The organism is Pontibacter ummariensis (assembly GCF_900188175.1).
Classification (GTDB): Bacteria; Bacteroidota; Bacteroidia; order Cytophagales; family Hymenobacteraceae; genus Pontibacter; species Pontibacter ummariensis.
On record NZ_FZOQ01000039.1, the window covers coordinates 21,611 to 34,321 of the forward strand.

Annotated in this window: 11 protein-coding genes; 5 read left to right on the plus strand and 6 right to left on the minus strand. The window is 48.3% G+C overall.

The window, feature by feature from the left end; translation table 11 throughout:
* Nucleotides 1-42: 42 nt before the first annotated feature.
* On the plus strand, nucleotides 43-1,143 hold the full coding sequence (locus tag CHB92_RS24015; protein WP_089321786.1) for a Gfo/Idh/MocA family protein: 1,101 nt from the start codon (nucleotides 43-45) through the stop codon (nucleotides 1,141-1,143).
* A 285-nt stretch (nucleotides 1,144-1,428) separates the two neighbouring features.
* Here CHB92_RS24015 and CHB92_RS24020 read toward each other — a convergent pair whose 3' ends face one another.
* A complete protein-coding gene (locus CHB92_RS24020) occupies nucleotides 1,429-1,731 on the minus strand; it encodes a winged helix-turn-helix transcriptional regulator (RefSeq protein ID WP_218824308.1) in 303 nt (100 codons plus the stop codon).
* Nucleotides 1,732-1,821: 90 nt separating this feature from the next.
* Here CHB92_RS24020 and CHB92_RS24025 point away from each other — a divergent pair, with 90 nt between their 5' ends.
* The 4 genes from CHB92_RS24025 (at nucleotide 1,822) to CHB92_RS24040 (ending at nucleotide 4,190) form a co-directional block, all read left to right on the plus strand.
* Nucleotides 1,822-2,739, plus strand: a complete 918-nt coding sequence (locus CHB92_RS24025; RefSeq protein WP_089321788.1) for a DsbA family protein — start codon at nucleotides 1,822-1,824, stop codon at nucleotides 2,737-2,739.
* A gap of 23 nt (nucleotides 2,740-2,762) precedes the next feature.
* On the plus strand, nucleotides 2,763-3,185 hold the full coding sequence (locus tag CHB92_RS24030) for a quinone oxidoreductase family protein (protein ID WP_089321789.1): 423 nt from the start codon (nucleotides 2,763-2,765) through the stop codon (nucleotides 3,183-3,185).
* Nucleotides 3,186-3,198: 13 nt separating this feature from the next.
* Nucleotides 3,199-3,768 carry a zinc-binding dehydrogenase gene (locus CHB92_RS24035; protein ID WP_179223150.1) on the plus strand — a complete coding sequence of 190 codons (570 nt, stop codon included), beginning with the start codon at nucleotides 3,199-3,201 and terminating at the stop codon, nucleotides 3,766-3,768.
* 233 nt (nucleotides 3,769-4,001) lie between these two features.
* Complete coding sequence (locus tag CHB92_RS24040) at nucleotides 4,002-4,190, plus strand: HPP family protein (RefSeq protein ID WP_444850687.1); 189 nt, start codon at nucleotides 4,002-4,004, stop codon at nucleotides 4,188-4,190.
* Between the two features lie 238 nt (nucleotides 4,191-4,428).
* Here the strand turns inward: CHB92_RS24040 and CHB92_RS24045 are convergent, their stop codons facing one another.
* The 5 genes from CHB92_RS24045 to CHB92_RS24065 all read right to left on the minus strand — a co-directional run.
* On the minus strand, nucleotides 4,429-4,866 hold the full coding sequence (locus CHB92_RS24045) for an EF-hand domain-containing protein (protein ID WP_144266384.1): 438 nt from the start codon (nucleotides 4,864-4,866) through the stop codon (nucleotides 4,429-4,431).
* A gap of 347 nt (nucleotides 4,867-5,213) precedes the next feature.
* Nucleotides 5,214-7,760, minus strand: a complete 2,547-nt coding sequence (locus CHB92_RS24050) for a PAS domain-containing sensor histidine kinase (protein WP_089321793.1) — start codon at nucleotides 7,758-7,760, stop codon at nucleotides 5,214-5,216.
* Between the two features lie 432 nt (nucleotides 7,761-8,192).
* The gene (locus CHB92_RS24055) at nucleotides 8,193-10,169 is read right to left on the minus strand and encodes a tetratricopeptide repeat-containing sensor histidine kinase (RefSeq protein ID WP_179223151.1); all 1,977 of its coding nucleotides are present in this window, start codon (nucleotides 10,167-10,169) and stop codon (nucleotides 8,193-8,195) included.
* Nucleotides 10,170-11,040: 871 nt separating this feature from the next.
* Entirely contained in the window at nucleotides 11,041-11,439 is a 399-nt protein-coding gene (locus tag CHB92_RS24060; protein WP_089321795.1) for a response regulator, read from the minus strand.
* A 9-nt stretch (nucleotides 11,440-11,448) separates the two neighbouring features.
* Nucleotides 11,449-12,711: sensor histidine kinase (locus tag CHB92_RS24065; protein ID WP_144266385.1), on the minus strand; the 1,263-nt coding region annotated here is incomplete at its 5' end.

Here is a 12,711-nt window from a genome sequence, read left to right on the forward strand (position 1 = left end):
TTAGTATATTACCACCTATATAAACCCCAAAACACGAAAGCCATGGCCTTTACCTCCTCCCGCCGCGACGTTCTGAAGAGCCTTGCATTAGGTACTACCGCCGCTCTTTTTTCACCACATGTGCTACTGGCGGCCACACGCCAGCCAAAGGACCGCCTCGGTGTGGCGCTGGTGGGCCTGGGCTACTACAGCACGGATCTGTTGGCACCTGCCCTGCAGCAGACAAAGAATTGCTACCTCGCCGGCATCGTGACAGGGACCCCCTCTAAGGCTGAGGAGTGGAAGAAAAAGTACAACATCCCCGACAAAAACATATATAACTACCAGACTTTCGACCAAATCGCCAACAACCCGGACATCGATGTGGTGTACGTGGTGCTGCCCCCTTCCATGCACCATGCGTACACGGTGCGGGCGTCCAATGCCGGCAAGCATGTGTGGTGCGAGAAACCGATGGCCATGACGGAGCAGGAATGCCGGGAGATGATTGATGCCTGTAACAAGAACAAGAAAAAGCTGGCGATTGGTTACCGCCTGCAGCACGACCCCAACACACAGGAGTACATGCGTGTCGTGAACCAGAAGCTGCTGGGCAAGGTGAAGCAGGCAAGCTGCGGCGCCGGCTACCGCGAGAGCCGCACAAACCATTGGAAGCAAACAAAGGAATTGGGCGGGGGCGCGCTCTACGACATGGGCGTGTATTCCATACAAGGTGCGCGACTGGGAACAGGCCTGGAGCCTATCGCCATTGCATCGGCGAAAATTTCCACTACGCGCCCTGAGATCTACACCAACATCGACGAGACAACAGTGGCAAAACTGGAGTTTCCGGGTGGTGTGTTCGCCAACATCAAGACCAGCTTCGGAGAGAACGTTAACTACCTGAACATCGCCTGCGAGAAAGGGGAAATCAAGATGGAGCCATTCCAGGGCTATGCCGGTGTAAAAGGCAGCAGCCCGCTCGGAAAGATCAACCACCCCTACGAGGTGCCGTGGCAGCAGGCAAAGCAAATGGACGATGATGCCATGGCGATCATGCAGAACAAGCCGATGCTGGTGCCAGGTGAGGAAGGTCTCCGCGATATCCGGATAGTGGAAGCAATTTATAAAGCCGCAGCGTCGGGCCAGCGCGTGAAGCTATAAGGTCGGGGTTATTTTTCTAAATGCATCAGGTAAGCAAACATTCATTTTGTACATTTCTATGCAGCTTAGTGGCGCATGAGCATCTACAAACTCCTTTATTTGTTCTGCACCATTAGTAGGGGAATACAGTAGTTGAGGAATAAATCCTCAACTACTGTATTGATAGATATAGAACTTAAAAAAATTTTTAAAGTAAATCGGGCATAGCAATGCGGGCTGTTCCACGTACTACCTCATTCGTAGTCTTACGACCCAACGACTTAAAGGGAATCTTGCATTCATTCACTATGAAAATTGCTCCAGCGACTCAAAGATCGGGATTAAGGCGCGGCCATGGTCGGTGATGTGGTACTCCACGTGTAGCGGCTTTTGCCTGATTACCTTCCGTTCCAGCAGGCCCAGTTCCTCCATCTCGCGCAAAGCCACCGTGAGGGACTGCTTGTTTGCCTCCGGCATCTGGCGCAGTAGACTGCTAAAGCGCATAGGCCCTGTTGTGGCATAACGGAAAATCAGCGGCTTCCACTTGCCCGACAGGGATTTCAGCAGGTTTTCTATCGGGCACTCGGCCTGTTTTTCACATTTTTCCATGGTCATAAAAATCTGACTAATTGACTGGCGGCAAGCACCCCAATACCTTTGCTGTAAAGCTAACAAAAATCAGCAAAGCAAAATAAGACTATGGCAAACCCGCTACTATGCAACCCGGAGACAGGGATCTGCGAAATGCCGGAAAGAGCAGCCTCAGAGGCTGTACAGACACCGCAGACAATCCATACAAGCCCTGTCAAGATCATCTACTTCACCGATCCTATCTGCTCCTCCTGCTGGGGCATAGAGCCGCAGCTGCGCAAGCTGAAGCTGGAGTACGGCCACCTGCTGGAGGTGGAGTACCGGATGGGCGGCCTGCTTCCCTCCTGGGACATCTACAATGCCGGAGGCATCAGCAAACCCGCTGACGTGGCGCAGCACTGGGACGAGGTGAGCCGGTATTATCAAATGCCCATCGACGGATACGTATGGCTGACTGATCCGCTCTCGTCCTCCTACCCTCCCTCTATCGCCTTTAAAGCCGCCGAGTTGCAGGACAGGGAGAAGGCGCAACTCTTCTTGAGAAAACTACGGGAAATGGTTTTTATTGGGAACAAAAACATCGCCCGCTGGGAATTTATGGATGAGGCGGCATTATACGCTAGCCTGGATGTGGCGCAACTGAAACAGGACTACGCCGGAGAAGGCAAGCGGCTGTTTGAAGAGGACCTGCAGCTGGCCCGGAAGATGAGGGTGCGCGGCTTCCCGACCCTATTCTTTACCTCACAGACAGGAGATACCGCCACGCTTCACGGCTTCAGACCTTACGCGCATTTTGAAGGCATGCTGCTGCAACTGGCGGATAAAGCTCAGAAGAGAGGCTACCGCCGTGACAACCTGGACCTGTTCAACTATTTCTCCTCCCTTACCGCCAGGGAGTTCGCAGAATTAAAGGGAGTTTCCATTCAGGAAGCCGACGCTGTACTTTCCGGCTTTGAGCAAGAGGGCCTGCTGAGCAGCCTCGCCATCCGAAACGGGAAACTTTGGACTAAAAGCTTATCTCTGTAATTTACTAAGCCAAAGCTACAGATATGAAAGCAGTTATATTGACACAGCACGGCGGCGTGGAGAACTTCGCCATGCAGGAGCTTCCGAACCCGGAGGTAAAAGAAGACGAGGTGCTGGTCAGGGTAAGGGCCTGCTCCTTCAACCCCGCCGACTACCAAATCAGGAGGGGCGGACCTGAGGCCAATGCGGTCAGCTCCATGGTCCTGGGCAGGGACATGGCCGGCGTTGTTGAGCAGGTGGGCCGGAAGGTGAGGCTCCTCCGGGAAGGGGACGAGGTGATGGCCTATGCCAGCGTGATGGGCTCCAACGGCACCAACGCCGAGTTCATTTCCCTGCCCGCCAACGTCTTAGGGAAAAAGCCCGCAAACCTGAGCTTTGAACAAGCCGCGGCCATACCCGTGGTGGGGCTCACCCGCCCTGCAGACGATCAGGCAGTGCAGGCTTAGGCCAAACCAAAGCGTGTTCATTACCGGCGGCTCCGGCGGTGTGGGTACTTTTTTTATCAAGCTGGCGCAGCACTACGGCATCGATAACATCATAGCCACAGCCGGCAGCCCTGCTAGTATACAGCACTTGGAGAGCCTGGGACTCTCGCAGCGCCAGATCGTCAACTACAAAGATCCGAATTTTGCGGAAACCGCACTGGAAAGAAACGGAGGCAAACCCTACGACGCGGCATTGGACTTTGTGGGCGGTGCCGTGTCGGAGGTGGCCGCAGAGGTGCTCAGGATCGGCGGCACCTTTGCCGACATCACTTTTCTGGGCACGGCGAAAACCAGAGAAACGCTTTTCAACAAGTCAGCTTCGCTGCAGCACATCGCCATCTACTCGCATGCCTTTACGCAGGACCACAGGCTTCGGGGCCTCTACTCAAAGCGCTTGAACGAGCTCTCCTCCCTGTTTGAGCGACAAGCGCTTTCGCCTTTGCCCATACAGGTGGTAGGAGGACTCTCGGTGGAGACGGTGCAGCGCGCGCACACGCTCCTAGAAAGCAACAGCGTCAAGGGGAAGCTAATTATGTCGATGTAGGAAAGAGGCCAACAGGTCAATTTAGCCCTGATAAATACCATACAGAGCGGTAGGTCAGCTTTTGTAAAAGCAACAGCGCTTACGCGCTAGGCTGCCTCCCATACACCTTCAACGAAACTCTTTTCTATACCTATGATAAAACCTTACCTGGCAAAGTTTCGGACCAGTGGGCGAAGCCCTGACCCGCCTTCCTTTTCCCATGTTCTTCTTTCCACGGCTGGCGGGCTCTTTCCATCGCGTTTATAGCCAAGCTAACGCAGCTCAGCGATAGGCCCTTCCTGATGGCCCCCTTCGGTGCTACCTGCGTCCGGGCCTTTGGCGTACCTGAAAGCCCGCTGGATCAGCCGTGGCATATCATCGGAGGGCACCTTGTCTCTGCCTTCGTCGGGTTGTTAAGCCTGCTACGGCAGAAAGCCCTCTAACGCCAAGTATAGGCCCTCTTGGAGCACAAATTTTACCTTTTGGTAAGTAGCAAGCGGCGAAAAGAGCATGCCCTATCGGCTAAAGGAGAAGTTTCGAAAGCTTGTGTCACTCTCCCTTGTCATGGCCTGCTAGAACGAAACACTAAAGCCTGTCCAACCAGACAGGCTTTAGTGCTTTTCATAAGCTTCCCTTTCATGCCAGGCGATCAGACACTGGAAGCCGCTAGTTTTACATGGCCTACGGTCCGCCGGGACTTCTTCCTTCGTTGTATAATTCGACAAACTCGCTTTCGCTTATCTGCACGTTATCGTCTTTGTCGACCACTTCAAACAAGTTATCTCTGAATTCATCCTGAGAAATCATGTTATCTCCGTCCAGGTCCCACTCGCCGAATTGCTCTACTGTCGCGATCTGGTAGCCGCCCAGATACTCGTCAACGGCTGCGCTCCACTCATCTTCACTTAAGTAAGCGTCATCATCTTTATTCCACGCGGTAAAGTAATTCATCTCCTCCAGGGCCACGTAAAACTCTCTTTCCTCTAAATAATCGTTCTCATCCTGGTTATACGTTTTAAACAGCTTTGCCCCTTCACCTTCGTTACCGCATGCTGGCAAACCCAAAGCAAGAAAGATGATGAAAGCACGAAAAAGTTTGCTGTAGTTGTTCATTCTCATAATTGTTCACGTTACTAAGTTCGACTATGCGCTTGTTCTTCATGGGTGTAAAACACCAGGTTGTCCTACTCCCCTAACCTCTTTTCAAGGACATATGCTTGTACAGCCCATCTTCAATTTTTCCTAAAATGCAAGGTGCTTTGTCTGTACGCTCCTGTCAGTTAAGGGTTCCGGAAAGGCTAGTACCTGCACCCCATCGTACAGGTTAAGCCATTCGAGCAACGTGTTTATCAAGATCGCTTTGCGGCATCAGGAAAGACAATGGGGCATCGGCCTTCGGGAAGCATCTGCCTCATGAACAGAGGCTAGAGCTCCAGCGGTTCATTCGCTGTCTGTGTTACGTCTTGTTAACTTGTAGGCAAGTAAATTGAGAATGTAGTGCCTTCTCCCACCAGGCTTGTAACTTGTATGTCCCCGCCCATCGTTTCTAAATGGTTCTTAACCAGGTAAAGCCCGATTCCGCGGCCTTGCTTGTTTGTGTGGAAGCGCTTGTAAAGTTTGAACACTTTATCCTTTGCCTTTTGCATGTCAAACCCGGATCCGTTGTCAACAAAAGAAATGGTTACTCCTTTTTCTGAGTTTTTAGAGGCACGAAGATGCACACGAAGCACACGGTCGTCTGATCTGTACTTGATGGCGTTAGACAGTAAGTTGTAGAATATACTGTATAAGTAGGCCTTGTTTGCCCAAACATGAAGGTCCTCTGCTATTTCGTTCACTACCTCAGCCCCACAACCTTGAAGGGACTTCTGCAAGGAAGACACCGCTTCCTGCAACACGGCGCAAACATTAATTTGCTCCAGCTCTAGATTCCCCTTGCTGTCCCGGACACTTAAAATCGTGTTCATGTCCTTCAGCACAGTGTCTAACTGTGTTACGCTCTGGCTTAAATTTGACAGGGAGGTATTAAACAATTCAGAATTCTTATCTAACTTGGTAAGGAGATGCGTTAAACCCAGGGCGTTGGCAACAGGCGCCCTCAGGTTATGAGAGACAAGGTAAGTGAACTGCTGCAAATCGCTGTTTTGCCTGTAGAGGTCTTGTGTTAGCTTTAGTACGTTAGCCTCTGCTTCCTTTCTGAACGTGATATCCTTCTGGATCGCGATGAACTGTACCAAACTACCCGTACTGTCATGTATGGGCGTTATGTCCATCGACACCCAGAACTTTTCACCAGACTTCTTATAATTGATAAGCATGGTATTAAAGTGAACCCCTTTCTTCAGGTTCTCGCGCATTGTGCTGACAGCCTCTTTTTCCGTCTCCGGTCCCTGCAGCAAAAGCCCCGGCTTGTTTCCCCGCATTTCAGAAAGCGTGTACCCGGTGGTTTTAGTAAAGCCCTCATTTACCCATTCTGTTAGACCATTTGCATCCGTGATGATGACGCCGTTGTCAGTCCCACTGGCTACCAAGGAGAGCTTTTCTAATTCCTGCTCGTACTTCTTCTTTTCAGTCACATCTGTTTGTATGGCAACAAGGCTTGACACATTCCCACTCTCGTCGAGGGAAGGGCTTACCTGCACCGAAAGCCATATATCCTCCCCGTTCTTTTTGGAATTTAGTATCTCGAATGAAACATACTCACCCCGAAAAATTCTGTCTCTCACCGCGTCGTATGCCTTGGTGTTTGTTTTGGAATTGCACAGCAGCTCAGCGGGCTTTTTTCCCACAGCTTCTTCCAGACAATAACCTGTAAGCTTGGTAAACCCCTCGTTTACCCACTCTATCCTATCGTCCTTGTCGGCAATAACTACGCCGTTGTTAACCTTGCTTGCCACCAGCGATAGCTTCTCCAGGTCCCGTTGCGCTTTTACCTGCTCTGTCACATCATCAAAATAAACAGACAGCCCCTCTGCTGAGGGATAGGCGTTCACCCGGAACCATAGCCCCAATTCGTTCATAAAAGAGGTAAAACGGACAGCGGTACCCGTTTCAAGAGCTTTCGAGTATTGCCTGTGAAACTCCCCCCCGACCTCCTGTGGAAAGAGCTCTAAGATATCTTTCCCGATATGGCGGCTTCGATCTAACCGCAGTAACCTTTCAGCCTCCCGGTTGAGGTAAGTGAGCTTGTTTCTCCTGTCAAGGGTGATAAAGGCATCGGTAATGCTTTCGAAGATCGTATTCAGCTTGCTAGCCTGCTGCTTTATGGTCTCGAAGGAGCGTACTGTTTCCGTTATATCTTTCAGGATGGTTTTGATGTAGCGAATTTCGCCGCTGTTAGAATAGATGGGGAACTTGACAACATCAAAGGTTCTACGTTGATTCTTCGCAGTTAAAAGGTCCAGTTCATACCTGGTCGTGTTACCCTGCAGGGATTCCTGGAAATACCGGATACACAGGGGGACCATTTCAGGGGGCAGAAATGAGGTAGTAGGGCGTCCTTTGGCCTCTTCCCTTGAAATACCGAAGACATCGCAGAAACTTTGATTCACTTCTAAAACGAGGCCTTGCCTGTCCTGCACAAACATGACATCCGGGTTGTTCTCAAACAAGGTCTTGTAAAGTTGCTCCCCCTCCTCTAGCTTTTGCCTGTTACTTTTAAGCTCTGCCACATTACGTGCTACACAGAAAAAAACATTCTCATCCTCAGACCAGACCCCATACCACAGGATAGGCACAACACTCCCATTCTTATGAAAGTACCCGTTCTCGAAGCTATCCGCCTGAGAACCACCCCGGATGTGCTGGAAAGCGTTTTGCGTAATAGCCACATAATCAGGAAGTAGCAAGTCACTGTAGTGGCGCCCGATCAACTCTTCTCTTTCGTAGCCTAACATGCTTTTACTCGCAGCACTTACTCTCCGAAAGGTGCCGTCCTGGTCAAAAACGCAAAACATGTCGGGCGAGACTTGCGCCATCTTATCCCATGTAGCAGGGCTGAGTCCAATTTCCATTTAGTAGGCTAGAGCTTGTTACAAACTTTACAGCTTCTAAAGGTATAGAAATTAATCTGCCTGTTATAGACTAACCCACAAAAACCACTTGCACAGGCTGCCATTCGAAATTCATATAGATCGCTAACAATCCAAACAGACACCCTTACAAGAGTGCTAAATTTGCATGTATTGAAAACCTTAAGCTTGTCCCTTTCATCAAGCGTGGTCTCTTATAAAAAAAGCAAACAGAACACCTGGTGTTATAGCAAATAACCTCCTATTGCTTCCCTTCTACTTTAAAGCACCACAACTGTTGTTTTACATGCTCCTGGGGGTTGGTTCACCCAGTCACTTTTAGCAGACACTAAAGACAACTAAGAGGCTTTCAGCAAAACTAACAGGTACTAAAGAGAGAAAGCTAAGATGCTAATCCAGGCAGGCGGCAGGCATTTACGAAAGGGCTATAGCCGGAGAGTCTGAAACAGTAAGTAGTGGCTTGGGCATTGTAACATAAAAGGTACTTCCTTCACGCTCCTTGCTCTCCACGCTAATACTGCCGCCAATGCTCTGTACAAAATCCCTTGATAAGGTTAGCCCTAAGCCTGTGCCCTTTTCCTGTGCCGTGCCAATGGTCGTGAAGCGGCTACCTTCCTGAAACAACTTCTCCAGGTTGTCTGCCGATATGCCTTTTCCATCGTCTGAGACAGACAGCGTAATGTTTTCCGGTGTTTCATCCGCTTGCACTACAATGTGTCCGCCTTCAAAAGTAAACTTCAGGGCATTTGTTAAGAGGTTGCGAATCACAAAGTTTAGTCTTTCCTTGTCAGCTAATGCCAGAGCATCTACTGCTACATCGTTCTGCAGGACAATGTGCTTCTGCTTTGCCTGTCTCGATATAAGCTGGATGTTCTCTTCGACAAGCTGATGCAACCACACAGGCTCCAACACCACTTCTCTTCCTTTCAACTGCGCTTTCGACCAGTCCAACAAGTTGCCAAGCATGGCCATCACGACGTCTACCTCCTCGTTTAGAAGGCCAAAGATCTTTTTAATCTCATCCTGCGACATAGGCCGGTGCTGCACCAGGTTTAATATACCCTTTAAGGAGGCAAAAGGCGACCTTAGGTCATGCGACACAATAGAGAAGAGCTTATCTTTCATGTTGTTACTCTCCTCCAGGCTCTTGTTCTGCCATGAAATGGTTTGGTTCAGTTCGTCCAGCTTCAGGACGTGCTTTTTTATTTCCTCATTCTTCAGGGTTAACACCGCATTATAGCTTCTTGCTTTCCTGTAGTTTTTGTACCACATATAAGCTAAGAAGGTCAGCATCACCATACCCAGACTTACCAATCCTAAAATAGTATTCGTTATTTCTGCCTTCTGCCGGGCTTCAAGTGCCTGTTTCTCAAACACGAGCTGCTCTTCATCCTTTTTCTTCAAAAGATCCAGAAAGTCTAACGTCTGCTCCTTTTCCTCCTTAAAAGTTTGCCATTGCCTGTGTATGAGGCCTTCCTGCCACCTGATCACCTCGCGCTGTGCTCCCAGCGCTTTATAAACGGCGATCAGGTTTTCGATGGCCTCTACTTCAAGCTCAGCCGCTGAAATTTCCTGCGCGTCGCCCAAGGCGGCCCTTGCCCACTGTATGGCTTCCTGGTAGGCTTTCTCTCGCAAAGCAACTAGTGCAAGCTGGTTTTTAGTTAGCGCTAGCCCATACTTATCCCCTTTATCCTCATCCACCTTCAAGGCTTTTTCGAAGTACGATCTGGAGGTGGGGAGATTGCTCTTTATAAGATAAAGTAAGCCAAGATGATAGTTTGCTTTTTTGAGGCCGTAGCGGTAGTTAATCCTGCTACTTGCTTCCAGTGCCTCCACAAAATACTTTTCAGCCTCCTCTAACTCTTTCTGCTCTAGTTTTACGAGGCCCAGGTTGTTCGTTACATTCGCCAGGTCTTCCTTTCGGCCAAGCACCTGATAATTCCTCCTGGCCTCCTTGAAAAGTTTCTCTGCCCCCTTCGTGTTGCCCGCGTTTAGCAACGCGCTGCCAATCTGTTGATTTACCCTGGCAATGTTAAAGGTGTCCTGCGTTTTCCTGCTTAACTCAAGGGCCTTGTAATATAGGGCAAGTGCTTTCTTGGCGTATCCGTACTGTTGGTATATTCCTGCTTCATAGAACAGATTCGTAGCCTGCCCTTTAGTGTAGTTATGTTCAATAGCTAAACTAGAGGCTTCACCCAAAAGGCTTAGGGCATCGTCAATATTGCTACGCTTGACTTCAAAAGCCGCCTGGTGCAGAGAATCGATCTTTTGGTAAACCGCTAGCTTAGAACCGGGAACATCACTGCTTCGGCTCTTCGCCACCGTAATAGTACCAGTAAATAAACCCAGGCCTACGACTGCAGCAAGAAGAAACTGTTTTCGTAGCCTCATGTTATAATCATTTACTTTAAATCTTACCTCCCTTCGGACAGGTGCCTTCGTACGACCCTTATTTGCCCAACAACTGTGATCCAATTTATGAAGAGGTTCCATGAAAAGGCCTGTTAAAAGCTTAAGAAAACAAGGCATCAAGGTCCGTAGAATAGGGAGCTTTAAAGTAGATCCCAGCCTTATTTTTGAAGACAGGGAAAGCTGAGGTACTCATAAAAGGGGGCTTCAAGTATTAAACTCTTCCTTACAGGTATATTTATATTCTTCGGCAAATGTATAAACTTCATCTATATACACCCAATGATAAAGCTTATATCTATTCAAGTTTCTTCTTAAGGTAAAAAACTCCATATGAATGCTAAAAGGGCATTCATATGCTATTAAGCTAGAGAAATGGTAGCTAACACTGGTAATGCCCAACAGAGTCTGTTACAAGAACACGAGAAGGCATATTAAGCCTTACCAACACAGATACGGTTGTTATTAGACCAATTTATAAAGGAGCATCGTGCTGATACTCCTGTCACCATAAAAATTAAAGGAATTTTAAGAAACAGCAGTTGAAGAAGCTTTAGAATGCTCTACAAGCCTGCTAAGGTTAGGTAAAATAGCGCCGGGCATCAGTGTGTAAAGGAATTTACTTATAACAGCAGATGCTATTATCTATAGTAGACTCTCCTCTTTAACAAAAAAATGAAAGGCATGAGTTTTCTTGCCCTTATAGTTAACAATTAAGCCGGCCCATTCTTACGATAGAATCCACTACTCTACTTCAAGAGCCATACAGGTACAGTTTAACAATTTCTCTCTTGTTGTTATAGAAAAACCGGTTGTCACAAGACCTTATAGAATTCATGTTAAGCACTGCACTTTATAAGCTCTGTTTATTATCCTCTATCTGTGCGAGAATAGTTTGTACATCCTCTCTATCCAGAGGCTTGTGAATAAACCCATGCACTAAAGAATAATCACTGGACTTAGCAGAATCCCCATGGTCAAGAGAAGAGGTTAGAATATAAACACGAGTGTTATTTAATATCTCCTCTTCGTAAGGTTCAAGCTTATCAAGCAACTCCCAACCACTCATGGCAGGCATGTTCAGGTCTAGCAGGACAAAGTCAGGAAGTTTGTCAGGGATTTCTTGCTTCAGGCGATCGAGTGCCTCCTCTGGCGACAGAAAGGTTGTAACCTTAGGCACTCCCTCTACCCTAAGAGCCTGCTCTGTTAAAAAAACGCTTACATGGTCATCATCTATAATATAAGAGTGCACTACTAATACTTATTTTAAATAAATTGAAAATCGTGTTCCTTTGTTAGGCTGGCTATCTACCTCAATCCGTCCTTCCATGGCCTCCAAATGCGTCTTCACCAGGTACAGGCCAATACCCCGTCCATTCTTATCTGAATGAAAGCGTTTGTAAAGTTTGAACAAGTTATCCCCGGCTTTATGTATATCAAAGCCAGATCCGTTGTCTTTGAAGGTAATGACTGTTCCCTCTTCCTGACAATGATAACAATTTACCTCAACCTGAAGCACTCGTTCCTCAGACCGGTACTTGACAGCATTAGAAAGCAGGTTATAAAAAATACTGTGGAGATATGCCTTACTTCCACTTACACACATGTCCTGCGCTATCCCGATAGATATGTTACCCCCGCACTTGCATAAAGCTTCCTGCAGGCTATTACAGGCTTCTTGCAAAACTTCAGCAAGATTTACCCGCTCTTTCTCCAGATTAAGTTTACTGTTGCGGATGGATAGGATAGTATTAACATCCCGCACGACCACATCCAGATTTTCAGCACTTTTCTTTAAATTCTTTATAGCTTCGTCGTAGATCGCCGCGCCTCTGTCTCCAACTGAAAGGAGTCTCGCTAAGCCCAGGACATTTGCCAAAGGTGCCCTCAGGTTATGAGACACAATATAGGTGAATTGGTGTAAGTCTGAGTTTTGCCTGTAAAGGTCCTTGGTTAACTCCGAAAGAGACAACTCAGACTTTTTCAGTGCTGTAATATCGGTTTGAATAGTAACGAAACGCTGTAACTCACCGTGCTCGCCATGGATAGGGTTTATTTCGACGGCTAGCCAAAGGTCCTCCCCGTTCTTTTTCCTGTTCAGTATCTCGAAAGCGACAGGCCTGCCCTCTGCCATTTGCTCTCTCACGGAGTTAAGAACTTCTATGCTTGTCTGGTCATGGTGGAGGAGTTCGATGGGTAGCTTACCGAGCACTTCCGATGAGCTGTACCCTGTCATCTTGGTAAAGCCCTCATTTATCCACTCAACCCTCCTGTCTTTGTTAGAGATAACCACACCGTTGGTGGTGTTACTGGCAACTAGCGAGAGTTTCTCCAGCTCTTCGCGTGTATCGAGCGCTTCTGTGATGTCTGTAAAGAAAACTGACAGGCCTTCCTCAGAAGGGTATACGCTGTAACTGTAAGCTCTACCTGAGTAAGCGTATCGCTCCTCGAAGTGTTTAGCAGTTCCTTCTTTAGCCGCTTCCTCACATTGCCTCCGGAACTTTGAAGGGGAAATTCTCGGGAA